This window comes from Streptomyces sp. NPDC101219, assembly GCF_044767675.1.
In the GTDB taxonomy this organism is placed as follows: domain Bacteria; phylum Actinomycetota; class Actinomycetes; order Streptomycetales; family Streptomycetaceae; genus Streptomyces.
In genome coordinates this window covers 96,114-119,977 of the sequence record NZ_JBIWOK010000009.1, presented here as the reverse complement: position 1 = coordinate 119,977, position 23,864 = coordinate 96,114, and the positions used below count along the sequence as shown (strand labels likewise).

The following is a 23,864-nucleotide window of genomic DNA, read 5'->3' as shown; positions in this document are numbered from 1 at the left end:
GCGTGCGTGTGCGCGGCAGGGGGGTTCCGGTAATGGATGCAGTCCGCGCACACGTGATCAACGCGTGTAATCAAGTGACGACATTTGACTAGAGGTTCCGCCGAAAAAACAGACCTTGACTTGAACAGATCAAAGGCGTTATGCGGAACGGGGGTTCGCATTGCGGACACACCGCCGCGAAACCGTACCCGGCGCGCAGATCCGTCCACTGGGTGGACGCCATGACTCCGTGCGCCCCCTGTGCACCGGCCCTGTCGGTTAGGTCACGCTTACTGTCCGTTCCCCTCGGGCACCCTCGGCGTTAGAGTCGGTTGGCGGATCGCCCTTGAGCCGGCGGTTGCCAGGCCGACAGCCCCCCGACTTCCGAGGACACGATGGCCATGCCCCGTCCGACTGTCGCTCAGCTCGCCTGCGGTTCGTGCACCGTGGTCCTGTCCACACTCGCCATGTTGCTGCTGTCCGGCACGAGTTCGGGCGTCGGCGTCGCGGTCGTCGCCGTCGCGGCCCTCGCCCTCGGCCTGCTGGTGGCCATGACCGTCCCGCTCGCCCGTCCGCAGCACCGGCCGCGCCCGGTGCCGGTACGGACCGCGGCCGGGCGCACCGCGCGCCCGGCACCCGTGCGGGCCACGGTCGGCGCCCCGGCCCGCGAACCAGTGCGGCAGCGCGCGGCCTCCTGACCGCCCGCCGCGTCAATTCGTGCTGACCACCACGGTCTTGGCCGCCTTGTCGTGCAGACCCTGCTTGTACGGCCGGTCGAAGTAGCTCCAGCCACCGGCGATCACGGTCCACACGCAGGCACAGCAGAAGGCGAACGGCAGCCACAGCACGGCCGCGCGCACCAGCGAGGTCTGCGTCGAGGGCGTCGCCCCGTTGTCCAGGTTGGCCACCCGCATCCTGAGCCACTTCTTGCCCAGCGTCTGGCCCATGCGCGCCGTCATCAAGGTGTCGTAGGCGATGTACAGCACCGCCGCGACCAGCGACTGCCAGAAGGAGTTGCCCACGTTGATGCGGTCGGTGTCGACGTTGTACTCGCTCACCCCGAACGGCCAGGTGAGCAGCCAGACGACGACGCCGACGAGGATCATGTCGATGATGCGGGCCAGGGTGCGCCGGCCGCTGTCCGCGAGCGGCGGCATTCCGGCGAGCGGATCGCCCTGACCGCCCGCCCCGCCGGGTCCGTAGGGACCGCCCCCTCCCCCGCCGTACGGGCCGCCGCCCCCTCCCCCGCCGTAGGGTCCGCCGCCGCCCCCGTAGGGGCCCTGGCCGCCGCCACCGCTGCCGTACGGGTCACCGCCGGGATACGGCGGGGGCTGCTCGCCGGGCGGTCGGTCGTAGGGGGAACCCTGACCCGGTCCGGAGCCCTGTCCGGGGCCGGGGGTGCCCGGGCCCCCGGGGCCGCCGGGCGGGGGGTGCTTGCGCAACGGGTCGTCGTCCGGCTGCTGGCCCGAACCGGGAGGCGGTGTGCTGCTCATGGCCCGAGTCGACCCCGAACCCCACGGCTCCGCATCCGGCGCGCCGCCGTCCGGAGTACCGGCCGCCGGCCCGGGTCCGGGGGTCAGGTCCGGAGGTCAGGTCCGGGGGCGGGGGTCAGGTCCGGGGGGCGGGCGTCAGGTCCGGAGGTCAGGGGCGGGGGCCAGGTCCCGGGGTCAGCCCGCGACGAAGGTGTGGGCCGCCTTGTCGTGCCAGCACTGGCGCCACGGCTTGTCGAACAGACACCACAGGACGCCAACGACCCCCACGGCGAGCAGTCCCGGAACGCTGTAGACGAGCCAGCGGCGCAGCGCGGCCCCGAACCCGGGCGCCTCGTGGCCCTCGATGTCCCGGACGTCCAGGCCCATCACCTTCTTGCCCAGGGTGCGGCCCCACTTGGCGGTGGGCAGCACCTCCAGGAGCACCCCGGCGAGCAGCAGGACGGCCAGCACGATGCCGAGGTGAACGGAGGTCGTGCCGTCGAGCAGCCAGACCGTGACGGTCCGTCCGGACAGCTTGGCGGTCTCGATCTTCTCCTCGATGTGGTCCATCGCCCGGCCGCCCAGCGGCACGGCGGCCACGGCGGTGACGGCGCCGAGGACGACGGTGTCCAGCAGCCGGGCGGCGAACCGCTTGCCGAGCGGGGCGGGCCGGGCCTCGGCCTGGCGCCGGGCGGCGGCCTGGAACGGATCGTCCGTCGGCGGCTTCCACGGCACGACCGGCGGCTCGTCCCCGCCCGCGAGCCGGTGCACCTGCTGCGCCCACGACGACTGTCCGCCGCCCGCGCCGCCCGCCAGCGGCCCGGAGGCCGACAGGGGCGGAGCGGCGGGCGCGGCGGCCGGGGCCGGTGCCGCGGGGGCGGGCGCCGGGGCCGGGGTGGCCGCCGCCGGTGCGGCGGGCGTGGTCCGGGGGGCGGAGGTCTGGGGCGGGACGGCCGGGGCGGCCTGCGGGCCCGACGGGGGCACCGCGGCGGCCGGGGGCGCCTGGCTCGCGGCGGCGTGGGCGGCGGCCGCCCGGCCGGCGCCGGAACCGTCCCGTCCGCCCGCGGCCGGGGCGACGGCCCGGAACGTCATGGTGCCCTCGTCCTGACGGGTACTCCCGGCCGGTGCGGCGGGCCCGGCTCCACCGGCCGCCGCGGGTGCCCCCGAGGCCGGATCGGCCGCCGCCGCGCCGTCCGTGTCGGGCGCGGACGCGAGCGGGGCCCTGGGGTCGGAGCCCCAGGAGATCCTGCGGTCCTGCCCGCCGCCGAAGCCCGACTGCCGGGAGCGGTCGGCGCCCCACGCGGAGGCCGGCTCGGGACGGCTGCCGTGCTGGGACTCGGCCGGGGACGGCGCGGGAGCGGGCGACGGCGACGGGACGGAGGCGGCCGGAGACGCGGGTGCCGGGGCGGCGGCGGGCGGTTCCTCGACCGGGTCCTCGTCGAAGAAGTGCGGGCCGGTCTCCTCGACGGCCGGCTGCGCCGGTGCCGTGCCGGGCGGCGGCGCGAGACGCTCACCGGCCGCGGGCGCCGGACGGCTCGTGCCGGGCACCCAGGAGGCACCGTTCCAGTACCGGACGTATCCAGGAATGGACGGGTCCGGGTAATACCCTTCGCGGGGCCTGTCGTCGCCCGGGGCCGGGGTTGGGGCGCTCATGTCCGTCGTCCCGTATCTGCTCGTTGGGGTGGGTCGGGGGGATACACATCTATCAGACCGCCGCGGGACCCACGGCCCGTCCGGCCGGACCGGCCCCTTTCGGGGGGCGATGTGGTACGCCCGAAGGCGCCGGAGAAACTTCCCGCGACCCGCGTAATGCTCGCGGCCCCGGCTGCTCTCTCCTCGTACGGGCCCTCCCACGGGCCGTGTCACGAGAGAGGACCACATGCCATGAACACCGTGGTGGAGCGGGAACTGGAACTGCGGCTGATCCTGTCGCCGGAACGGGCCCTGCCGGTGCCCGCCCGGCTCGTCTACCGCGCCGACGACCCCTATGCCGTGCACGTAGCCTTCCACGTCACCTCCGAGCAGCCCGTGCACTGGACGTTCGCGCGGGAGCTGCTGGTGGAGGGGGTGTTCCGGCCGTGCGGGTACGGGGACGTGCGGGTGTGGCCGTCGAAGGCGGACGGGCGCTCGCTGGTGCTGATGGCGCTGAGTTCGCCCGACGGCGACGCGCTGCTGGAGGCGCCGGCGGCGCAGGTGTCGGCATGGCTGGAGCGCACGCTGCGGCTGGTGCCGCCGGGCAGCGAGAGCGGACAGCTGGGCCTGGACGAGAAGCTGGCCGGGCTGCTCGCCCCGTGACCGCCGCGGCGGCGGTCACGGCGGCGGTCACGGGCGGGGACTCAGAAGAGTTTGCCCGGGTTGAGGAGGTCGAGGGGGTCGAAGGCCCGTTTCACGGCCCGCTGCATCTCCAGCCCGACGGGGCCGATCTCGCGGGCCAGCCACTCCTTCTTCAGGACGCCGACGCCGTGCTCGCCGGTGATGGTGCCGCCGAGTTCCAGACCGAGCGCCATGATCTCGTCGAAGGACTCGCGGGCGCGCCGCGACTCGTCGGGATCGGTGGCGTCGAAGCAGACGGTGGGGTGGGTGTTGCCGTCGCCCGCGTGGGCGACGACGCCGATCGTGAGCGCGTACTTCCCGGCGATCCGCTCCACGCCGTCGATCAGTTCGCCCAGCCGGGAGCGGGGCACGCACACGTCGTCGATCATCGTGGTGCCGCGGACCGCGTCGAGGGCCACCAGCGACATCCGCCGGGCCTGGAGGAGCAGTTCGGACTCGGCCGCGTCCTCGGCCGGGACGACCTGGGTGGCGCCCGCGGCCTCGCACAGTGCCGCGAGGGCGGCGAGGTCGGCGGCGGGGTCGGTGGTGTCGAAGGCGGCGAGCAGCAGGGCCTCGGTGGTCTCGGGCAGGCCCATGCGGGTCAGGTCGTTGACGGCCCGGACGGTGGTGCGGTCCATCAGTTCGAGGAGTGAGGGGACGTGCCCCTGGGCCATGATGCGGCACACGGCGTCGCAGGCGGCGGCGCCGGAGGAGAACTCGGCGGCCAGCACCAGCTGCTCGGGCGGCTTGGGCCGCAGGGCGAGGACGGCGCGGACGACGACGCCGAGGGTGCCCTCGGAGCCGACGAAGAGGCGGGTCAGGTCGTAGCCGGCGACGCCCTTGGCGGTGCGGCGGCCGGTGGACATCAGGCGGCCGTCGGCGAGGACGACGTCGAGGCCGAGCACGTACTCGGCGGTGACCCCGTACTTCACGCAGCACAGCCCGCCGGAGGCGGTGCCGATGTTGCCGCCGATGGTGCAGGTCTCCCAGCTGGAGGGGTCCGGCGGGTAGGCGAGGCCGTGTTCGCCGACGGCGCGGGAGAGGGCGGCGTTGACGACGCCGGGTTCGACGACGGCGATCCGGTCGACGGGGCTGATCTCCAGGATGCGGTCCATCCGGGTCAGCGAGAGCACGATGCAGCCGTCGGTGGCGTTGGCGCCGCCGGACAGTCCGGTGCGGGCGCCCTGCGGGACGACGGGAACGCGCAGCGCGGTGGCGGTGCGCATCACGTGCTGGACCTGTTCGACCGTCCGGGGCAGCACGACCACGGCCGGGGCGCCGGCCGGGCAGAACCCGGCCATGTCGTGGGCGTAGGAGGCGGTGACGTCGGGGTCGGTGAGGACGGCCTCGGGCGGCAGCCCGCCCAGGAGCCGGTCGACGAGCGGCCCGGCCGCCGCCGTGTCTGCGTCGTGTCGCGCTTCGGTACGGCTCATGATCACAGCGTGGCATCCGGGGCCATCGGTGTGAACCCCGCGTGCGGCGGCTGCCGTACGCCGGAGTGTGATCGTCGTACGGCGTGCGGGGTGGCGCACAGTGTGCGCCATGGACGACACGCCACCACAGCCCCGGGAGCAGGGGGACGCCGGGACAGCGGGGAGAGAGGGGACAGCGGGGGAACCGCCGGCGGAGCCGGGGCCGGCCTCGCGCGGGCCCGGCGGGCGCCGGCGCCGGGTGCTGATCGCCTCGGTCGCCGGGTGCGCGGTGCTCGGCGGCGCACTGACGCTGCTGCCGTGGGGGCGGGGCCCGGACGGGCCGTCGGAGCCGGAGCCGTGGGCGCGGGCCCGGGCGGCCGTCACCGCCGGGGTGCCGGCGGCGCTGCCGGATGTCGAGGCCCTGGTGGAGGACCGGGAGCGCCGGGTGCGGGACGACCCGCGGGACGCGTCGGCGTGGGCGCTGCTCGGCGCGGCCCGGGTGGAGCGGGGGCGGCGGCTGGCGGACCCGGCGTCGTACTCGCGGGCCGAGGAGGCGCTGCGGACCTCGCTGAAGGTGCGGCCCAAGGGCAACGCGGCGGCGCTGCGCGGCATGGCCGCGCTGGCCAACGCGCGCGGCGACCACGGCGGGGCCCGCACCTGGGCGGAGGCGGCGCGGAAGCTGGAGCCGAAACGCTGGACGTCGTACCCGCCGCTGATCGAGGCGTGCGCGGGGCTGGGTGACCTGGAGGCGGTGGGCCCGCTGCTGGACCGGCTGGTGAAGCTGCGCCCGGGTCCGGCCGTGAAGGCGCGCAAGGCGGCCGTGTACCGGGAGCGGGGCTGGCGGGAGGACGCGGCGGCGCAGATCGCCGACGCGGCGGCCGGGGCGGACGACCCGGCGGAGCGGGCGGCGTACCTGGCGCAGGCCGGGGAGCTGGCCTGGGAGCGGGGTGAGCGGGAGAACGCCCTGCGGCACTTCCGGGAGGCGGTGCGGCTGGACCCGGACCGGTGGGAGGCCCGGGCGGGGCAGGGCAGGGCGCTGGCGGCCCTGGGCCGGACGCCGGAGGCGCTGAGCGCCTACCGGGTGGCGCTGGCGAAGCAGCCGCTGCCCCAGTACGCCCTGGAACTGGGTGAGTTGTACGAGTCGCTGGGCAGGCGGCAGGACGCCGGGGCGCAGTACGCGCTGCTGCGCGAGCTGGTGCGGAAGGCCGCCGGGCACGGCGTCGACGGGGATCTGGTCCTCGGCCGCCTGGAGGCGGACCACGGGGACGCCGGGGCGGCCGTGCGGCGGCTGCGGGCGGAGTACCGGCAGCGGCCGTCGGCGGCGGGCGCGGACGCTCTGGCCTGGGCGCTGCACCGCGACGGGGAGCACGAGGAGGCGCTGCGGTACGCCGTGCGGGCGACGGAGGGCGAACACGGCGGCGGGGTGCGCAGCGCGCTGCACGTGTTCCACCGGGGCATGATCGAGCGGGCCCTGGAGCGGTACGGCCCGGCGCGGCGGCATCTGCGGGAGGCGTTGCGGATCAACCCGTACTTCTCGCCTCTGCGGGTGCCGGAGGCGAGGGCGGCGCTGGCCCGGCTGGGCGAGCCGTCGGTGGCGGCGGGACCCGAGTCGTCCTGAGCGGGCACGGCGTCGGGGCGGGTACCGGCCGCTGCCGGTGCCCGCCCCGTCCGTGACGAGTGCCGGCCGCTCAGCGGCTCACAGGTTGCCGCGCTTCTCCTGCTCGCGCTCGATCGCCTCGAACAGGGCCTTGAAGTTGCCCTTGCCGAAGCCCATGGAGCCGTGCCGCTCGATGAGTTCGAAGAACACGGTCGGGCGGTCCTGGACCGGCTTGGTGAAGATCTGCAGCAGGTAGCCGTCCTCGTCCCGGTCGACGAGGATCTTCAGCTCGCGCAGGGTCTCCACCGGGACCCGGGTCTCCCCGGCCCACTCGCCGAGCGTGTCGTAATAGGAGTCGGGGGTGTCCAGGAAGCGCACGCCGGCGGCGCGCATCTGGCGGACGGTCTGCACGATGTCGTTGGTGTTCAGCGCGATGTGCTGGACGCCGGCACCGCCGTAGAACTCCAGGTACTCGTCGATCTGGGACTTCTTCTTGGCGATGGCCGGCTCGTTGATCGGGAACTTGACCTTGAGCGTGCCGTCGGCGACCACCTTCGACATCAGCGCGCTGTACTCGGTGGCGATGTCGTCGCCCACGAACTCCTTCATGTTCGTGAAGCCCATGACCTTGTTGTAGAACCCGACCCACTCGTTCATCCGGCCGAGCTCGACGTTGCCGACGCAGTGGTCGATGGCCTGGAAGGTCCGCTGGGCGGGCGGCTCGACGATCGGGTCGGCGGCGACGTAGCCGGGCAGGTACGGGCCGTCGTAGCCGCGGCGCTCGACCAGGGTGTGGCGGGTCTTGCCGTAGGTGGCGATGGCGGCGAGGACGACGGTGCCGTGCTCGTCCTTCAGCTCGTACGGCTCGGTGACCGAGCGGGCGCCGTGCTCGACGGCGTAGGCGTGGGCGGCCCGCGCGTCGGGGACCTCGATGGCGAGGTCGACGACGCCGTCGCCGTGTGCCGCGACGTGCTCGGCGAGGAAGGCGCCCCACTCGGTGGACTGCTTGATCACCGAGGTGAACACGAAGCGGGCGGAGCCGCTCTCCAGGACGTAGGAGGCGGTCTCGCGGCTGCCGTTCTCCGGGCCCGCGTAGGCGACCAGCTTCATGCCGAAGGCGGTGGAGTAGTAGTGCGCCGCCTGCTTGGCGTTGCCCACGGCGAAGACGACCGCGTCCATTCCCTTGACCGGGAAGGGGTCGGCCTGCCGGGCGGTGTCGGGAGTGTGGTGTGTGGTCTGCGTCATAGGTGCAGGGTGGTGCAGCCCTGCAAGGTGCGCAATAGTTCGCTGGATCACTGGACAATCTGCACAGCCGAAGCCCGGTGTCGGCGGGCTGCCTGTACAGGATGACCATCGGGGAGGCGGAGATGGCGATCGATCATCTGGACGGCCGCATCATCGTGCTGCTGGCGCGGGAGCCGCGGATCGGGGTGCTGGAGATGTCGCGCCGGCTGGGGGTCGCCCGGGGCACGGTGCAGGCCCGGCTGGACCGGCTTCAGTCGAACGGAGTCATCCGCGGATTCGGCCCGCAGGTGGACCCGGCGGCCCTCGGCTACCCGGTCACGGCGTTCGCCACGCTGGAGATCCGGCAGGGCCAAGGCGCCGATGTCCGGGCCCACTTGGCGTCCGTGCCGGAGGTGCTGGAACTGCACACCACCACCGGCACCGGGGACATGCTGTGCCGCCTCGTGGCCCGCTCCAACGCCGATCTCCAGCGGGTGATCGACCGGGTCGTCGGTTTTGATGGCATCGTCCGGGCCGCCACGGCGATCGTCATGGAGAATCCCGTTCCGCTGCGGATCATCCCGCTGGTGGAACAGGCGGCACTGCGTGATCCGTCCGGGCAGGACCGGGGCGGACGGGACTGAACTCGCGGAGCCGGGGTGAGCGGATGTGAACTTCCTCGAGTATCTGGGCAGCCGCCACCAGCAGCTGCTGGCCGACGCGTACCAGCACGCCAGCGTGGTGTTCCAGTGCATGGTCCTGGCGACCGTGCTGGGCGTGCTGATCGGGGTCGTCACCTACCGCAGCGAGTGGGCGGGCAACCTCGCCACGACCACCACCGCCACCCTGCTGACCATCCCCTCGCTGGCCCTGATCGGTCTGCTGATCCCGCTGGTGGGGCTGGGCGTGCCGCCGACGGTGATCGCGCTGACCCTGTACGGGCTGCTGCCGATCGTGCGGAACTCCATCGTCGGGCTGCGCGGGGTCGATCCGTCCCTGGTGGACGCCGCGACCGGCATCGGGATGTCGCGCCCGGCCCGGCTGGCCCGGGTCGAGCTGCCGCTGGCGTGGCCGCCGATCCTGACCGGCATCCGGGTCTCCACCCAGATGCTGATGGGCATCGCGGCCATCGCCGCCTACGCCTCCGGGCCGGGCCTGGGCAACCTGATCTTCCGCGGGATCGCCTCCCTGGGCAGCAGCAACGCGCTCAACCAGGTCCTCGCCGGAACGCTCGGCATCATCATCCTCGCGCTGCTGTTCGACGCCGCGTACGTCCTGATCGGGCGGCTGACCATCCCCAGGGGGATCCGTGCCTGAGCCGACCGCCACCACCCCGGCCGACGAGGCGCCCGCCCGCTCCGGCGGCGCCACGGGCGCCACCATCGAACTGGACGGCCTCACCAAGCACTACCCGGGCAGCCCCCAGCCCGCCGTGGACAACGTCTCCATGGACATCAGGGCCGGGGAGACCGTGATCTTCGTCGGCCCGTCCGGCTGCGGGAAGTCCACCACGCTGAAGATGATCAACCGGCTGATCGAGCCGACCGGCGGCCGGATCCGCATCGACGGCGAGGACGTCACCGACATGGACCCGGTGCGGCTGCGCCGCAAGATCGGCTACGCGATCCAGGCCAGCGGCCTGTTCCCGCACATGACGGTCGCGCAGAACATCGCCCTGGTGCCGAAGATGCTCCGCTGGCCGGCGGCCCGCGTGCGGGCCCGGGTGGAGGAGATGCTCGACCTGGTCGGCCTCGACCCGGGCGAGTTCCACGGCCGCTATCCGCGCCAGCTGTCCGGCGGCCAGCAGCAGCGCGTCGGGGTCGCCCGGGCGCTGGCGGCGGACCCGCCGGTGCTGCTGATGGACGAGCCGTTCGGGGCGGTGGACCCGATCACGCGCGACCACCTCCAGGACGAGCTGATCCGGCTCCAGCACGAGCTGCACAAGACGATCGTGTTCGTCACCCACGACTTCGACGAGGCGATCAAGCTGGGCGACCGGATCGCGGTGCTGCGCGAGCGCTCGCACATCGCCCAGTTCGACACGCCCGAGGCGATCCTCACCAACCCGGCCGACGACTTCGTCTCCGGCTTCGTCGGCGCCGGGGCGGCCCTGAAGCGGCTCAACCTCACCCGGGTGCGGGACGTGCCGATCACCGACTACCCGACGGTCACCATGGACGACCCGCTCCAGACCATCTTCAACCGCCTGCGCTCCAGCGGCACCAACGAGATCCTGCTGCTCGACCGGCGGGGCCGCCCCTACAAGTGGCTCCGGCGCGGCGACCTGATGCGGGCCAAGGGGTCACTGGCCCGCGCGGGCACCCTCGTGCAGGACCACGTGACACGGGCCGCGACCCTGCGCGACGCGCTGGAGGCGGTGCTCACCGACAGCTCCGGGCGGGTGGTGGTCACCGGGGCGCGCGGGGTGTACGAGGGTGTCGTCGACGTGGAGACGCTGATGAACTCGGTGCACGAACTGCTGGAGGCGGACCGGCTGGAGGCGATGGAGGCCCAGCACGACCTGGAGGCGCAGCGGGCCGACCGGACGCACACCGAGCAGGAGGGGTTCGGCGGGGAGGCGAAGGCATGAGGACCTCATCCGGGCGCCGGTCCGACGACGGGAACGGGAGCGGACGGCTCGCCCTGCGCGACGACGGCGAGGACGACGGCGACGAGACGCAGCCGCCCCTGCCGCAGACCGTCCGGGCTCCCCGGGTGACCTGGCGCAAGCTGACGTTCCTGCCGCTGGCGCTGGTGGCCCTGCTGCTCGGCACCTGGCTGTGGTTCCTCCAGGCCGACCTGGACCCGCTCTCGCAGAACGCGCTGTCCGGCGGGCAGGTGTCCAAGGCCCTGTGGCAGCACATCGAACTCACGGTGATCTCCACGTTCTTCGTGCTGATCATCGCCATCCCGCTGGGCATCCTGCTGACCCGGCGGGTGATGCGCCCGGCCACCCCGGTGGCCATGGCGGTGGCCAACATGGGCCAGGCCACCCCGGCCATCGGCCTGCTCGCGCTGCTGGTGATCTGGCTGGGCATCGGCCGCAAGGCGGCGCTGATCGGCATCATCGCCTACGCGGTGCTGCCGGTGCTGGCCAACACCATCGCGGGCCTGCGGGCCAACGACCCGACCCTGCTGGAAGCGGCCCGCGGCATCGGTATGTCCCCGATGGGCGTGCTGACCCGGGTGGAACTCCCGCTGGCCGTCCCGCTGATCCTCGCCGGGGTGCGCACGGCCCTGGTGCTGAACGTCGGCACGGCCACCCTGGCGACCTTCGGCGGGGGCGGCGGCCTCGGCGTGCTGATCACCACCGGCATCACCAGCCAGCGGATGCCGGTACTGATGCTGGGGTCGATCCTCACCGTGGCCCTGGCGCTGCTGGTGGACTGGCTGGCCTCACTGGCGGAACTGCTGCTGCGCCCACGAGGCCTGGAGGCCGGATCATGAGGCGGCGGACACGACGGCCGGCCCGGGGCTCCGGGCGTGCGGCGATGAGGGCGGGGACGCGGGCGCTGCTCGCCGGGGCGGTGCTGCTGGCGGCCGCCGGCTGCGGTCTGACCAGCGGCTCCCCCATGGTGGACGACGTGGAACCCGGTTCCATCGGGCAGGGCAAGCCCCTCGAAGGGGCCAAACTGACCGTCACCTCCAAGGAGTTCACCGAGCAGCTCATCCTCGGCGCGATCATGGGCATCGCCTTCCAGGCGGCCGGCGCGGAGGTCATCGACCGCACCGGCATCCAGGGCAGCGTCGGCTCCCGGGAGGCGGTCGTGAACGGGGACGCGGACGCCGCGTACGAGTACACCGGCACCGCGTGGATCACGTACCAGGGCAACAGCAAGCCGCTGCCGGACCCGCGCGAGCAGTGGGAGGCGGTGCGCAAGGCCGACCTCAAGAACGGGGTGACGTGGCTGGAGCCGTCCGCCCTCAACAACACCTACGCGCTGGCGATGAACCAGGCCAACGCGAAGAAGTACGGCACGAAGACGCTGTCGGACGTGGCGGAGCTGGCGAGGACCGACCCGAGTGCGGTCACCCTGTGCGTGGAGGGCGAGTTCGCCAACCGGGCGGACGGGCTGCCGGGCCTGGAGAAGGCGTACGGCATGAACCTCCCGGCGGGCAACGTCACGCAGATGGACACCGGGATCATCTACACCCAGACGGCCAAGGGGGCCTGCACCTACGGCGAGGTGTTCACCACCGACGGCCGCATCAAGTCCATGAACCTGGTGGTGATGGAGGACGACAAGAAGTTCTTCCCCAACTACAACGCGGCGCCGACGGTCAACACCAAGACCCTGAAGGAGTGGCCGGCCATCAGCGAGGTCCTCGACCCCGTCACGGCGAAGCTGAACAACGACGTGGCCCAGACCCTGAACGCGATGGTGGACGTCGACGGGGAGGACCCGCACCAGGTCGCGCTGGACTGGATGGTGGACGAGGGCTTCGTCAAGGAGGGCTGACCCTCCCGGCCGGGGTCAGCAGGCGGGGACCTTCTCGCCCTTCTCCAGGGAGACCAGGGCGTCGACCGCGCCCTTGAGGGTGGTGACCGGGATCAGCCGCAGGCCGCGGGGCAGTTCGGCCCGGGCGTCGGCGCACTCGGCCTTCGGCACCAGGAAGACGGTGGCGCCGTCGCGCCGGGCGGCCTGGGTCTTCAGGGGCACGCCGCCCACCGGGCCGACCGTGCCGTCCGCGTCGATGGTGCCGGTGCCGGCCACGACCCGGCCGCCGGTGAGGTCGCCGCCGGCGCCGTCGCCGTTCAGCTTGTCGACGATGCCGAGGGAGAACAGCAGGCCGGCGCTCGGGCCGCCGACGTCGGCCAGCTTCAGCTCGACCTCGATGCCCTTGCCGTCCTCGCCGAGGTAGCCCAGCGCGGCCTGCGTCGCCTCGTCCTGGGACTTCTCCATCTGCCTGCGGTTGTACCGCTCGATCTCCTTGACGGTGTCCCCGCTCGGGTAGACCGCGTCCCGCGGCATGACCGCCCGGTCGGTGCTGAACCAGCTGTCGATCACGTCGGGGAGGGTCACCCGGGTGTCCGGGGACGTCGCCTCGATCGTCGTCATCCGCAGCTGGCCGCTCGTCTCGCGCACCGGGGCGCCCGAGATGGTGATCACGGGGGTGCCCTTGTTCTCGCCGAGCACGTTCGCCGTCATCCCCGGCTGCGCCACCGAGAACGGCAGCGGTGCGAACACCGCCGTGGCCAGGAGGGCGACGACGGGGGCCGCGCAGACGGCCAGGGCCTGGGGGCGTGTGAGACGAGAGAGCACGGGTTCAATCTACGGGGTGACGCCGGCGGGCCGGTCCTCCCGGGGTGGGCCCCGGGAGTCAGGGGCCGGTGGGCCCCGGGAGTCAGCGGCCGGTGCGCCCCGGGAGTCATGGGCCGGTCCTCCCAGGGTGGGCCCCGGGAGTCAGGGGCCGGTGGGCCCCGGGGGTCCGGGGGGGCCGGGGGCCCGTCAGCGCAGGGCCTCCGCCACCTCGCGGGCCGCGTCCACGACCCGGGGGCCGACCCGCTCGGGGACCACGTCTGCGAGCATCACCACGCCGACACTGCCCTCCACCCCGGTGACCCCGAGCAGCGGTGCCGCCGCCCCGCAGGCCCCGGCCTCCAGCTCACCCGCGGTGAGGGTGTAGCCGGGGTCGTCGAGCCGCTGCCGGGCGGACAGGATGGCCCGGCCCGCCGCCCCCCGGTCCAGCGGGTGCCGGAACCCGGCCCGGTAGGCCACGTGGTAGTCCGTCCAGGACGGCTCGACCACGGCCACGGCGAGCGCCTCCGCGCCGTCGACCAGCGTCAGGTGGGCCGTCGCGCCGATGTCGTCGGCCAGTGACCTCAGCGCGGGCATCGCCGCCTCGCGCACCAGCGGGTGCACCTGCCGTCCCAGCCTCAGCACCCCGAGTCCCACCCGGGCGCGCCCGCCCAGGTCGCGGCGGATCAGCGAGTGCTGTTCCAGGGTGGCGAGCAACCGGTACACCACGGTCCGGTTCACGCCCAGTCTGTGGGAAAGCTCGGTGACGGTCAGCCCGTGATCGGTGTCGGCGAGCAGCTTGAGGACCCGCAGTCCCCTGTCGAGCGTCTGAGAGGTCTCCGCGGTCACGACGCCCACTCCTTAGTGGTGAGGTCGGCGGCCCCCTCGCGGCGTGTGCGTCACCGAGTCCCGTCGGAGACGCGCTTCAGAGGCCGCCGATCGGCCGGCGGCCCGGCCGTTGTCCCGGGCACAGTCGCTTCACGGCTGCGTTCCGCGGCAGCGCTGCCACGGGGCGTGTGCGTTGCGGGGGACAGTAGCGAGCCAGTTCGGTGAGCGGAAGGCTCCGTCCAGAATCCGGTCACCTCTGCTCGCGATATGCCACCTTTTGTCCGCAAGAGCCCGGTGGTGGCCCCGCCCACGCGCCCCGGGTGGCCCGGGCCACGCGGCACGGACGGCCCGCGTCACCGCATGCGGGTGGCCCATTCCTGCACCTTGGCGATGCGCGCCCGCAACTGTCCCGCGGTCGCCTCGGCGGCGGGCGGCCCGCCGCAGACGCGGCGCAGTTCGGTGTGGATGACGCCGTGCGGCTTGCCGGACTGGTGGACGTAGGCGCCGACCATCGTGTTGAGCCGCTTGCGCAGCTCCATCATCTCCTTGTGGGAGACCACCGGGCGCCGCTCGGCGGGCAGTTCCAGCAGATCGGCCTCGGCGTCCGGCTTCTTGCGGCTGTGCGCGATCTGCCGGGCCTGGCGCTTCTGCAGCAGCAACTGCACCTGGTCGGGTTCGAGGAGACCCGGGATGCCGAGGTAGTCCTGCTCCTCCTCGCTGCCCGGGTGGGCCTGCATGCCGAAGTCGGCCCCGTTGTAGGTGACGCGGTCGAACACGGCGTCGGACTCCAGCGCCTCGAAGGGCAGCATGTCCTGCTCGCCGGTGTCCTCGTCCTGCTCCCGGTTCGCCTCGTCCATCTCCGCCTCGGACTCGGCGTAGGGGTCTTCCTCGCCGTCCTTCTTCGGCCGGTCCAGGACGTGGTCGCGTTCGCGCTCCATCTCATTGGCGAAGCCGAGCAGGTCGGGGATGGTCGGCAGGAACACGGACGCGGTCTCGCCGCGCCGCCTCGACCGCACGAAACGGCCGACGGCCTGGGCGAAGAACAGCGGCGTGGAGATGGTCGTGGCGTACACCCCGACCGCGAGGCGCGGCACGTCGACGCCCTCGGACACCATGCGCACGGCGACCATCCAGCGGTCGTCGCTGCCGCTGAACTCGTCGATGCGCTTCGACGCGCCCGTGTCGTCGGACAGCACCAGGGTGGCCTTGTGCCCGGTGATCTCCCGGATCAGCTTCGCGTAGGACCGGGCGGAGTCCTGGTCGGAGGCGATCACCAGGGCACCGGCGTCCGGGACGGACTTGCGGACCTCGGTCAGACGCTGGTCGGCGGCGCGCAGCACGGACGGCATCCAGTCGCCGCGCGGATCGAGCGCGGTGCGCCACGCCTGGCTGACGGCGTCCTTCGTCATCGGCTCGCCGAGACGGGCGGCGATCTCGTCGCCGGCCTTGGTGCGCCAGCGCATGTTGCCGCTGTAGCTCATGAAGATGACCGGCCGCACGACGCCGTCGGCGAGCGCCGAGCCGTAGCCGTAGGTGTAGTCGGCGGACGAGCGGCGGATCCCGTCGTCGCCCTCCTCGTAGGTGACGAACGGGATGGGGTTGGTGTCCGACCGGAAGGGCGTACCGGTGAGGGCGAGCCGCCGGGCCGCCGGCTCGAACGCCTCCAGGCACGCCTCGCCCCACGACTTGCTGTCGCCGGCGTGGTGGATCTCGTCCAGGATCACCAGGGTCTTGCGCTGCTCGACGCGGTTACGGTGCAGCATCGGGCGCACCCCGACACCCGCGTAGGTGACGGCGACGCCGTGGTACTCCTTGCCGAGCGGACCGGCGCTGTACTCCGGGTCCAGCTTGATCCCTATCCGTGCGGCGGCGTCGGCCCACTGCTTCTTCAGGTGCTCGGTGGGCGCCACCACGGTGATCTGCTGCACGACGTGGTGGTGCAGCAGCCAGGACGCCAGGGTGAGCGCGAACGTCGTCTTGCCGGCCCCGGGGGTGGCGACCGCCAGGAAGTCGCGCGGCTGCTCCTGGATGTACTTGTCCATCGCCCCCTGCTGCCAGGCCCGCAGCTTGCTGGCGGTGCCCCAGGGGGCGCGGCCGGGGAACGCGGGCGACAGGTGGTGCGAGGCAGAGGCGGCGGTGGTAGTCACGGTCTCCGTCGGGGGTGGTTCGGGCGGCTCGGCTACGAAGGACGACCGAGCCACCCTACCCAGGGCCGTCCGGACGGGGGCACGGACCGGCCGGAGTGCCGGAGGGTGGGACCCACCTCACAGTCGGCGCCCGCGGCGGCCGGTGTCACCCCCGCGGGGTCCGCAGCCGGGTCGTCACCCACACGCCGATCAGGGCCACCACCGCCATGGGCAGGAACACCGCGGCGAAGGCGCCCGGGTGGGAGCCCGTCACGTCGGTGGCGACGTGGGTGACGGTGCCGCCGCCGAGGGCGACGAAGGCCGCGCCGCCGACGGCGAGGAGCAGCACGTTGGACAGGCCGTCGGAGATCTGGAGGGCGGCGGAGTTGGTGCCCGCCTCCTCGGGGGCGGAGAGCTGGAGCAGCAGCACACTGGTCGAGGAGATCACCAGGCCCATGCCGAAGCAGCCGAACGCCCAGGCGACGGCCAGGGTCCAGGCCGGGACCGACTCGATCAGCACGCTCGGGGCCGCCGCGATGGCACCGGCCACCAGCAGCATCCCGAGGCTCATCAGCCGGTCGCGGTACGGCTCCAGGCGGGGCCGGGACTGCACCCAGGAGCCCAGCGCCCAGGTGCCGCCGCCCGCCGCGAGGGAGAACCCGGCGAGGGTCGGGCTGAGCCCGCGCTGGGTGACCAGCATCAGCGGGACGAAGGACTCCGCGGCGACGAACGACCCGGCGGCGATGCCGCGCAGCAGCACCACCGAGGGCAGCCCGCGCGCCGCCCTCCAGGTGCCGCGCGGGAGCAGCCCCAGCACGGCCGGGACCAGCAGGGCCACGCCCGCGGCGGCGGGCAGCAGGGACATCCAGCGCAGGTCCTGCGCCGCGTACTGCAGCAGTCCGGCGCCGAGCGAGATGGCGAGGGCCAGGCGGATGCGGCGGCGGTCGAAGGAGGGGCGCCGCCTGCCGGGCGGGCCGGCCTCGGCGTCCGGGTCGTCCACTGGGCCGGCCGCGCGGCGCCGGATCTGCGGCAGCGCGAGCGCCAGCGGGAACACCACGAGCACCGGGATGCCGAGGAACACCCACCGCCAGCCGATGTGTTCGGTCACCGCGCCCGAGGCGAGCGGGCCGACGATCGACGGCACCACCCAGCTCGCCGCGAACGCGGCCATGATCGCGGGGCGCAGCCGCTCCGGGTAGGCCCGCCCGACCACCACGTACAGGGCGACGATCACCAGCCCGCCGCCGAGGCCCTGCACGGCCCGCCCCAGGATGAACAGCCACATCGCCTGGGCCGTGCCGGCCAGCAGCAGCCCGGCGGCGAAGGAGGCGATCCCCGTGGTCAGCGGCGCGAGCGGACCCCGCCGGTCGGACCACTGGCCCGAGAGCACCATCGCGAACAGGCTGGTGGTGAAGAACCCGGAGAAGGCGAACGCGTACAGCGACACCCCGTCCAGTTCCCGCGCCGCCACCGGCATCGCCGTGCCGACCGCCGTCGCCTCGAAGGCGATCAGCAGCACCACGGAGACGATGCCGATGCTCAGCGCCCGGTAGGACCGGCTCAGCACGGTCTCGTCGGGCTCGACGGATATGCCGCCCGGGGCGCTCTTGGCGGCCTCGGGCACGGCGACAGGCGTGTCGCGCGGGTCGGGGGTGGTCATGCTCGCCAGGGTAAGGGGCGAGCAGCTGTTACACGCCTGTCGGTGGTCGGTACGGTCCCCGGACCATGGTCGTAGGACCCGGGCCCCGCCCCACCCCCCGCCCCGTTCATGAACGGCACATGTCAGTCATATGGCAGCCCCCCGCTCCCCCTTGAGCCCGCTCTCCGGCCCGCCGTACGGTCGACGCACCGGTTGCAACGGCGAGGCGCCCCAGGGCACTTCGCCCCGGCACGGCCGTGTGCCCGAGTGGTTCAGGGACTCGCCTGCAAAGCGAGTAACGCGGGTTCGATTCCCGCCACGGCCTCTGACTGCCTGACGAGGACCGAAACAAGGTTGCCACGCCCCCGTGCGACCGGCCGATGGCCGTACCGCACGGGGCGTGACCGTCCTCTCCAACCAGTGCCCGCCCAAGCATGGTGAAGGGACCCGCCTTGCCGTGGTGCCCTTCAGCATGAAGGGCACCACGGCGCCCGAACAGCCTCGTAGGCTCCACCTCGCTCCCGCCCCACCACTGCTACGGTCGCCTGCATGACGCTCTCGCTCTCCACGGGGCAGGCTGTTGATCTACGGGTGCGGCCGGTTGATGACGTTCTTGATCGCGTCGAGCGGTCTCTGCAGGTGCGCCTGCTCCCGGACACAGTGGTACGCAAACGCCGATCTGTTGGAGCCAGGACGGTCCGTGACACCTGGGTTCGGATCGAACGGCGCTCGCTCGAGAAGATCCCCGACCAGGGGTGGAACGGCACCGAAAGCGCCGCGCGTCTGGAGGGCGTCGCCCAGCCTGAGTGGCACGGATGCGTGGTCTGGCGGGACACGGACGAGCCAGCGATGTGGCGAGCCGACGAAACCGGGCTCCTGCCGGGGGCTCCCGCCGGGAGCGCCATCTTGAGCGAGGCTCCGGAGCTGCCGGACAACTGGTGGGAGGCGTTGAACGCCTCGTTGGACGCTCTGGCGGCACAGGACACCCGGCGGATCGCCACACCGGACACCGTCACCATCACCCAGGGTCTCGTCACCGAGTCCGTCCGCCGTGTCTTCTCGGACAACGTCGATACCACCGTGGGACGGTGGGTTCCAGCCCACGCAGACCTGAACTGGGCGAACATGACCGCTCCGACATTCAGCCTCTTCGACTGGGAGGACTGGGGCAGCGCACCACAGGGTCTGGACTCGGCATCGCTGTGGGCGAGTTCCCTTGCTGTCCCGGCCCTGGCCGAACGCGTGATGCGCGAGCGTCGGTCGGACTTCGAGAGCCGGGACGGCAAGTTGATGACGTTGTTCGCCTGCTCGAAGATCCTCGGGCCGCACGCGCACCCGGAGGACCCTCGGCTGGAACCCGCCCGGCGCATGGCCGAGCAGTTCATGCAGGAGCTTCAAGCGCGCTGAGCGTGCAAGCGGTCCCGGAGGAGACTCCGGTATTCCCCGACGGTCCGCTCCTCGACCTCGCCCTCCAGGGCCCTGACGAGTTCGCCGAGGTGGGCGGGCTCATCGGTGCCCACGGCGACGGAGCCGACCCGCGGGAGGTGATAGGCGGTTCTGAACGCCGCCTGCACGCGGGAATGTCGGCTGCCGTCCCGAAGAAAGACGCGGGGGTCGATCCTGTCCCACACATGAGTGCTGGTACTGCCCCCGAAAGGACACATCCCCCACACCTCGCCGCCCTCCAGGCCCCACGCCTCCGTGACGGCATCCGCGGCATCCAGCACCCTGGCTCCCACCAGCAAACCGACGCGGACCATGAGGACCGCCGGCTTCGGTACGGTGGTGTCGATCAGACTCAGCAGCGGTGACGGATCCCAGGACGCGACGCCCCAGGCGACGCAGAGTCCCTGCTCGACCGCCTCGTCGAGAGTGGCGCACGCCTGCACCAGCGCGTCCTGGTGGTGACGGGCGGCCTCACGGAGCGAATGCTCCGGGTTGTGCAGAAACACCAGGTCCGGCTCCCGCCCGAGGTCCTCGGCGGCCTGTTCCACAGCCGCACGCAGACGTGCGGGGTTCAGGGAATGTTCCGCCCCGTCCGGCCCCGGGAAATAGCCGACCTTGGTGGAGACCGTGAACCTCGGCAGCAGGTCACCCGCTCTCCGCGCCAGGACCTTATGCGAACGAAAGCCGAGGTAGTTGCTACTGGTGTCGAGAGCGGTGACACCGAGGTCCAACGCTCCGGTCAGGAGACGGCGTTCGTGACGAGACCGGTGTAACCCGAGGACAACTCGGGGGTCAGCACCGCGCACAACTCCTCCTCCACCAGGTTCTCGGCGACCTCGGTCACTTCGGCTCCGGCGACGACCTCAGCTCGCTCAAGCGCGACCGGCCGGCCGCTGAGCAGCAGACGCAACGCGGGCAGGGCCTTGGCCGTGAAGGTGAGCTTCTTCCCGGAGCTCACTACCTGGACGGTCTCTCCATGTTCCTGGATGCGGGGCGGGAAGTGGGTCGTGCACACCACGGCGTCGAGCGGCCCGAGTATGTCGAGGAACCGCACATGCCGAGGCAGCGTCGTCTCGTGTTCGTAGGCGGCCAGGAAGTCGGCCGGGGAGCGTTCGACGACGAGCCGTGCGGCAGCCGTGGCCAGGGTCTCGCCGCCGGTTTGCTGCCAGCGGTCGAGGTCGTGGCGGAAGATCTCGCGCTCGCGGCACCAGTCGGCCAGCCACGCGAGCCAGCTCGCCCCTGTGCGCTTGGTGATGCCGAAGGTGACGTGCAGGCTCTTGCCGGTACCGCTGCCGGTTCGTGTCGCCTGGTGCCAGTGGCCCCGGGGGATGTGCATGACGTCACCGGTCCGCATGAGACCGGACCAGATGATCTCGTCGCTCGGTGTGCTGTTGGGGTCGGCGTCCCGGTACATCGGAACCGCGCGGGAGGTCCCGCGGACCTCCCACTCCTTCTCGCCGGCGAGCTGAACGATGACGACATCGTGGTCGTCCCAATGCAGGGGGAAGCCGGAGGCATCGTTCGTCGTCAGGTATGCGTTGACCTGCACCCGCTCGCGGGACCACCACTGCATGGCCCGGCACGTGACCTCCATCGTCGGATCGAAGACGTTGGCCTGGTCCATGATCACCGTCGCGCCTTCCTTCAGGAGCCTGCCCAGGCTGCGCATGTTGACCATGGGGATGCTCTGGCCCCGAGGGCTGACGCTGTCGGTGTAGTAGATGGCCGGGTGGACTTCCTCGCCCTTCTGGAAGCACCGGAACTGCGGGCGGTTCAGGCTCCTGCGCATCGCGATGTCGAGCAGGCGGTTCGGGGTCATGATGCGGGAGACGAGTGCGGGGTCGCCCATGCTCCCGCGTGCGAAACCCTTGCCCAACTCCTCGGCCCCACTCCATCCGAGCGCCGTCTCGATGGCGTGGATCAATTGATGTTCCATCATTGCGTCCTCCATGGGTTCGACCACGCGATTCGGACACGGCGGGGGCCGGCGCGGCCGACCACGCCGCCCCCACCGCTTGGTGCCTACTCGCTGTCGTGCAGGTTGCCGTCGCCGCCCGGCCACGGTGCATCGCCGGAACTTCCCTGGTTGTCCGACCGGAGGTTGTCGTACCGGTCATGGACGGCGGTCAGCTCTTCCACCGCCACCAGTAGGCCGCTCCGGGCCGGAGGCGGTGCCATGGGTTCTGCCACCTCGTGCTCCTTCCTCTTCGGTTCCCCCGCCAGGGCTCCGACGGGAGATCAGTGGCCGTCCCACGGCCCTGGGAGAAGCGGGATTGCCGTGGGACGACGGTCATTGGGGATCGCGATGGACCGCGGCCCTACACCGACGACCGGGCGGTCCGCAATTCATCGGAAGGACACCCACGCCGTGGCGCACGTTGATTCCCGGAACGCGCTGGTCCAGCTCGTACAGACAGGCGCGGCAGGCGTAAGGGGCCGCGTGCATACCGCTCGACCGGACGGGCCCGATCCAGGGACTCGGTGACGCTCCCGTGCTTCGGTCGTAGCGCGAGTGATCCGCGCAGGACGGCCGCTCGCACGGCGGGCGCCGTCTTGGGAAGCGCGATCTCCGCCCATACGCGTTTTCCCTGGCCGACAGGCTCCCAGGCATACCGTGAAGCGAGAATCTCGACCAGCGCCAGTCCGCGCCCGCCCTCGTCGCCGGCCTGGGCACAACTTGTTCGTGGCGCAGCGGGATTACCGTCGACGACGTCGAGCACCAGACGGCCGGGCCGGTGGTACACCGTAACGGTGACGGGCCCTTTCCCATGGATCACGGCGTTGCTGATGAGCTCGGAGGCGACAAGACGGACGGAGGCCGTCACATCGTCGTTCAACGGCACACCCCACGAACGCACCTGGTCTACGACTCTGCGCCGGGCGAGAGGAACTTCCCTTTCCTCACCCGCGAGGACGAACCGGTGGACGAGCGTGGGCATGGCTGACGCCTCCGAGGAGTTGGAGAGTGGCTCCGTCCCCGACGGGTGAACAGAGGCGGAGCCGCCGACCTGAGAACCGTTCCGGGAGCTGACATCCTGCGAGGCTCCGTGGACGGCTGGTATCCAGTCAACGGCCCCAAGCAGCAGGCCGGAACGTTTCTAGGGGGTTCCTCATGGGGACGCCCTCTCCGTACATAGCAACGCAAAGTAGCCTCCCCACTACACCGTGAGGGGATGACGGGAGTGATGACATGCCTGGTGAGCCGTTGGCGGTCCACCCGCTGAGCTTCCTTCTGCATACGCGCGGTTGGGGGAAGGCCGAGTTCGCTCGGCTCATGCAGGCGCACGGGCGGTCGCTCGGAATCCCGCTCGCGACCAACCGGACCACCGTATGGAAGTGGGAGCAAGGGCAAGAGCCGGATGCGGACGCTCAGCGCGTCCTCGCCGACCTGTTACGAGTCCCGTACGAGCAGGCCCGGAAGGAACTGTGGCCCCGGTGGCTGCCGGTCTGGGAGGTCACGGGACTCACCGCCCCGTGGACCGAGGCCGGTACCGTTGAGGCGTTGTCCGAACTGGTGGGGAGTGGCCGCATGGATCGCCGGGGCTTTCTCACCATCACCGGCGCCGCCCTGACAGGCCTCGCGGCAAGCTGGGTGGACGCGCCGTCCGCCTTCGCCTCGGCCCTGGACGGGGATCAGGTCACAGACACGATGGTCTCGACGATCGAACAGCGCATCAGCACGCTGCGGACCCTCGACGACCAGCTCGGCGGCGCCGCGCTCTTGGAGCAGGCGCGCGGCGATCTCGCCCTCGTCACCGGCCTCCTGAACACCGGCAGGTACACGGAGCGCATCCGAGTCCGGCTTTACGCCCTGGCAGCCCGGGTGTCACACCTGACAGGCTGGATGGCCTACGACGCGGGGCTGCGGTCCGCCGGCCAGCGCTACTACGTCGGGGCTCTGCGCAGCGCCCGTACAGCTGGAGACGACGCGTTCGGTGCCTTCATCCTCGCGGAGATGGGCGTTCACGTCTCCGAGGCCGGGCGGACCGCCGAGCGCGTCGCCCTCATCTCCACCGCCATCGACAACGCCCCTCACACGCTGTCGCCGTACACCCGGTCCTTCCTCTACCTGCACAAGGCCGAGGCGCTGTCCCGCGACGGCGACCACGCGAAGGCCGGAAGAGCGCTCAACCGCGCCATGTCCTACTGGGAACGCCACACGACGGAGGAAGACCCGGACTGGCTCAACTGGTTCGGGGAGGCCCAACTGAAATCGACCGAAGGCAAAGTTCTGCTGCGGTCCGGGCAGGTGGAGCGCGCCACGGGTTCCCTGGAGTCCTCCGTGAAGAGCGCGGCTCCTCGGGACAAGGCCGTACGTTCCAGCCGCCTGGCCGAGGCCCGGCTCGCCGGCGGTGACCTGGACGGGGCGCTCGACGCCGCAAACTACGGCACGGAACTCCTGGAGAGCAGTGTCAGCTCCGTACGGGCGTTGGACCGCTTGAAGGAGTTCTCCGCACACCTCGAACCGCGCAAGTCCGTCCCCTCTGTTCGTGAGTTCCGCGAGCGGCTTCGGGCCGTGCCTGTCGCAGCCTGACCACCGCCGTCCCGGACTCCGGAGGTGATCCCGCCCCCGTGAAGCAGGCGGCCG

Annotated in this window: 22 protein-coding genes and 1 tRNA gene; 11 read left to right on the top strand and 12 right to left on the bottom strand. The window is 72.2% G+C overall.

The window, feature by feature from the left end; genetic code table 11:
• The first annotated feature begins 374 nt into the window (after positions 1-374).
• Positions 375-677: a hypothetical protein gene (locus ACIRPP_RS19630; protein ID WP_403644222.1), complete on the top strand. Its 303-nt coding sequence runs from the start codon at positions 375-377 to the stop codon at positions 675-677.
• 12 nt (positions 678-689) lie between these two features.
• Here the strand turns inward: ACIRPP_RS19630 and ACIRPP_RS19625 are convergent, their stop codons facing one another.
• A complete protein-coding gene (locus ACIRPP_RS19625) occupies positions 690-1,472 on the bottom strand; it encodes an RDD family protein (RefSeq protein ID WP_403644219.1) in 783 nt (260 codons plus the stop codon).
• Positions 1,473-1,646: 174 nt separating this feature from the next.
• Positions 1,647-3,104, bottom strand: coding sequence for an RDD family protein (locus tag ACIRPP_RS19620; protein ID WP_403644216.1), 1,458 nt, complete (start codon positions 3,102-3,104; stop codon positions 1,647-1,649).
• 231 nt (positions 3,105-3,335) lie between these two features.
• On the opposite strand from ACIRPP_RS19620, the gene ACIRPP_RS19615 reads away from it, so the two are divergent.
• Positions 3,336-3,746, top strand: coding sequence for an SsgA family sporulation/cell division regulator (locus tag ACIRPP_RS19615; RefSeq protein ID WP_403644212.1), 411 nt, complete (start codon positions 3,336-3,338; stop codon positions 3,744-3,746).
• A gap of 41 nt (positions 3,747-3,787) precedes the next feature.
• On the opposite strand, the gene ACIRPP_RS19610 is transcribed toward ACIRPP_RS19615, so the two are convergent.
• Positions 3,788-5,197, bottom strand: a complete 1,410-nt coding sequence (locus ACIRPP_RS19610) for an FAD-binding oxidoreductase (protein WP_403644209.1) — start codon at positions 5,195-5,197, stop codon at positions 3,788-3,790.
• A gap of 109 nt (positions 5,198-5,306) precedes the next feature.
• Here ACIRPP_RS19610 and ACIRPP_RS19605 point away from each other — a divergent pair, with 109 nt between their 5' ends.
• Complete coding sequence (locus tag ACIRPP_RS19605; protein ID WP_403644207.1) at positions 5,307-6,794, top strand: tetratricopeptide repeat protein; 1,488 nt, start codon at positions 5,307-5,309, stop codon at positions 6,792-6,794.
• Between the two features lie 78 nt (positions 6,795-6,872).
• Here ACIRPP_RS19605 and hppD read toward each other — a convergent pair whose 3' ends face one another.
• The gene (gene hppD, locus ACIRPP_RS19600; protein WP_403644204.1) at positions 6,873-8,018 is read right to left on the bottom strand and encodes a 4-hydroxyphenylpyruvate dioxygenase; all 1,146 of its coding nucleotides are present in this window, start codon (positions 8,016-8,018) and stop codon (positions 6,873-6,875) included.
• Between the two features lie 122 nt (positions 8,019-8,140).
• Between hppD and ACIRPP_RS19595 the strand changes: the two genes are divergently transcribed.
• Genes ACIRPP_RS19595 through ACIRPP_RS19575 form a run of 5 tightly spaced genes read left to right on the top strand, consistent with a single transcriptional unit; the run spans position 8,141 to position 12,457 of the window.
• Positions 8,141-8,641, top strand: a complete 501-nt coding sequence (locus ACIRPP_RS19595; protein WP_164332652.1) for an Lrp/AsnC family transcriptional regulator — start codon at positions 8,141-8,143, stop codon at positions 8,639-8,641.
• A 25-nt stretch (positions 8,642-8,666) separates the two neighbouring features.
• Positions 8,667-9,314: an ABC transporter permease gene (locus ACIRPP_RS19590; protein ID WP_164332651.1), complete on the top strand. Its 648-nt coding sequence runs from the start codon at positions 8,667-8,669 to the stop codon at positions 9,312-9,314.
• Positions 9,307-10,587 (top strand): betaine/proline/choline family ABC transporter ATP-binding protein, encoded by a 1,281-nt coding sequence (locus ACIRPP_RS19585; protein ID WP_403644199.1) that lies wholly within the window; start codon positions 9,307-9,309, stop codon positions 10,585-10,587. The genes ACIRPP_RS19590 and ACIRPP_RS19585 overlap by 8 nt, the downstream gene beginning before the upstream one ends.
• Entirely contained in the window at positions 10,584-11,444 is an 861-nt protein-coding gene (locus ACIRPP_RS19580; protein WP_403644197.1) for an ABC transporter permease, read from the top strand. The genes ACIRPP_RS19585 and ACIRPP_RS19580 overlap by 4 nt, the downstream gene beginning before the upstream one ends.
• 44 nt (positions 11,445-11,488) lie before the next feature.
• Entirely contained in the window at positions 11,489-12,457 is a 969-nt protein-coding gene (locus ACIRPP_RS19575; protein ID WP_403644195.1) for a glycine betaine ABC transporter substrate-binding protein, read from the top strand.
• A gap of 15 nt (positions 12,458-12,472) precedes the next feature.
• Here the strand turns inward: ACIRPP_RS19575 and ACIRPP_RS19570 are convergent, their stop codons facing one another.
• The 4 genes from ACIRPP_RS19570 to ACIRPP_RS19555 all read right to left on the bottom strand — a co-directional run bounded on the left by ACIRPP_RS19570 (position 12,473) and on the right by ACIRPP_RS19555 (position 17,851).
• Entirely contained in the window at positions 12,473-13,261 is a 789-nt protein-coding gene (locus tag ACIRPP_RS19570) for a PDZ domain-containing protein (RefSeq protein ID WP_403644192.1), read from the bottom strand.
• Between the two features lie 186 nt (positions 13,262-13,447).
• The gene (locus tag ACIRPP_RS19565) at positions 13,448-14,086 is read right to left on the bottom strand and encodes an IclR family transcriptional regulator (RefSeq protein WP_403644189.1); all 639 of its coding nucleotides are present in this window, start codon (positions 14,084-14,086) and stop codon (positions 13,448-13,450) included.
• Between the two features lie 332 nt (positions 14,087-14,418).
• Positions 14,419-16,212: a DEAD/DEAH box helicase gene (locus ACIRPP_RS19560; protein WP_403644187.1), complete on the bottom strand. Its 1,794-nt coding sequence runs from the start codon at positions 16,210-16,212 to the stop codon at positions 14,419-14,421.
• Positions 16,213-16,357: 145 nt separating this feature from the next.
• Positions 16,358-17,851: an MFS transporter gene (locus ACIRPP_RS19555; protein ID WP_403644185.1), complete on the bottom strand. Its 1,494-nt coding sequence runs from the start codon at positions 17,849-17,851 to the stop codon at positions 16,358-16,360.
• Between the two features lie 232 nt (positions 17,852-18,083).
• Between ACIRPP_RS19555 and ACIRPP_RS19550 the strand changes: the two genes are divergently transcribed.
• Positions 18,084-18,155 (top strand) — tRNA-Cys (locus ACIRPP_RS19550).
• A gap of 224 nt (positions 18,156-18,379) precedes the next feature.
• Complete coding sequence (locus ACIRPP_RS19545; protein WP_403644182.1) at positions 18,380-19,237, top strand: hypothetical protein; 858 nt, start codon at positions 18,380-18,382, stop codon at positions 19,235-19,237.
• On the opposite strand, the gene ACIRPP_RS19540 is transcribed toward ACIRPP_RS19545, so the two are convergent.
• The 4 genes from ACIRPP_RS19540 to ACIRPP_RS19525 form a co-directional block, all read right to left on the bottom strand.
• The gene (locus ACIRPP_RS19540; RefSeq protein WP_403644180.1) at positions 19,225-20,082 is read right to left on the bottom strand and encodes an aldo/keto reductase; all 858 of its coding nucleotides are present in this window, start codon (positions 20,080-20,082) and stop codon (positions 19,225-19,227) included. The genes ACIRPP_RS19545 and ACIRPP_RS19540 overlap by 13 nt on opposite strands.
• Positions 20,016-21,212, bottom strand: a complete 1,197-nt coding sequence (locus ACIRPP_RS19535; RefSeq protein ID WP_403644628.1) for a JmjC domain-containing protein — start codon at positions 21,210-21,212, stop codon at positions 20,016-20,018. Before ACIRPP_RS19535 ends, ACIRPP_RS19540 begins: the two co-directional genes overlap by 67 nt.
• 86 nt (positions 21,213-21,298) lie before the next feature.
• On the bottom strand, positions 21,299-21,466 hold the full coding sequence (locus ACIRPP_RS19530; RefSeq protein WP_403644177.1) for a hypothetical protein: 168 nt from the start codon (positions 21,464-21,466) through the stop codon (positions 21,299-21,301).
• A gap of 128 nt (positions 21,467-21,594) precedes the next feature.
• Positions 21,595-22,215, bottom strand: a complete 621-nt coding sequence (locus ACIRPP_RS19525) for an ATP-binding protein (RefSeq protein WP_403644175.1) — start codon at positions 22,213-22,215, stop codon at positions 21,595-21,597.
• 251 nt (positions 22,216-22,466) lie between these two features.
• On the opposite strand from ACIRPP_RS19525, the gene ACIRPP_RS19520 reads away from it, so the two are divergent.
• Positions 22,467-23,810: a transcriptional regulator gene (locus ACIRPP_RS19520; protein WP_403644172.1), complete on the top strand. Its 1,344-nt coding sequence runs from the start codon at positions 22,467-22,469 to the stop codon at positions 23,808-23,810.
• Positions 23,811-23,864: the final 54 nt, after the last annotated feature.

Coding starts and splice junctions, on each gene's coding strand:
- ACIRPP_RS19630 (WP_403644222.1), top strand. CDS start 375: ATGGCCATGCCCCGTCCGACTGTCGCTCAGCTCGCCTGCGGTTCGTGC.
- ACIRPP_RS19625 (WP_403644219.1), bottom strand. CDS start 1,472: ATGAGCAGCACACCGCCTCCCGGTTCGGGCCAGCAGCCGGACGACGAC.
- ACIRPP_RS19620 (WP_403644216.1), bottom strand. CDS start 3,104: ATGAGCGCCCCAACCCCGGCCCCGGGCGACGACAGGCCCCGCGAAGGG.
- ACIRPP_RS19615 (WP_403644212.1), top strand. CDS start 3,336: ATGAACACCGTGGTGGAGCGGGAACTGGAACTGCGGCTGATCCTGTCG.
- ACIRPP_RS19610 (WP_403644209.1), bottom strand. CDS start 5,197: ATGAGCCGTACCGAAGCGCGACACGACGCAGACACGGCGGCGGCCGGG.
- ACIRPP_RS19605 (WP_403644207.1), top strand. CDS start 5,307: ATGGACGACACGCCACCACAGCCCCGGGAGCAGGGGGACGCCGGGACA.
- hppD (WP_403644204.1), bottom strand. CDS start 8,018: ATGACGCAGACCACACACCACACTCCCGACACCGCCCGGCAGGCCGAC.
- ACIRPP_RS19595 (WP_164332652.1), top strand. CDS start 8,141: ATGGCGATCGATCATCTGGACGGCCGCATCATCGTGCTGCTGGCGCGG.
- ACIRPP_RS19580 (WP_403644197.1), top strand. CDS start 10,584: ATGAGGACCTCATCCGGGCGCCGGTCCGACGACGGGAACGGGAGCGGA.
- ACIRPP_RS19575 (WP_403644195.1), top strand. CDS start 11,489: ATGAGGGCGGGGACGCGGGCGCTGCTCGCCGGGGCGGTGCTGCTGGCG.
- ACIRPP_RS19555 (WP_403644185.1), bottom strand. CDS start 17,851: ATGACCACCCCCGACCCGCGCGACACGCCTGTCGCCGTGCCCGAGGCC.
- ACIRPP_RS19545 (WP_403644182.1), top strand. CDS start 18,380: ATGACGCTCTCGCTCTCCACGGGGCAGGCTGTTGATCTACGGGTGCGG.
- ACIRPP_RS19535 (WP_403644628.1), bottom strand. CDS start 21,212: ATGGAACATCAATTGATCCACGCCATCGAGACGGCGCTCGGATGGAGT.
- ACIRPP_RS19525 (WP_403644175.1), bottom strand. CDS start 22,215: ATGCCCACGCTCGTCCACCGGTTCGTCCTCGCGGGTGAGGAAAGGGAA.
- ACIRPP_RS19520 (WP_403644172.1), top strand. CDS start 22,467: ATGCCTGGTGAGCCGTTGGCGGTCCACCCGCTGAGCTTCCTTCTGCAT.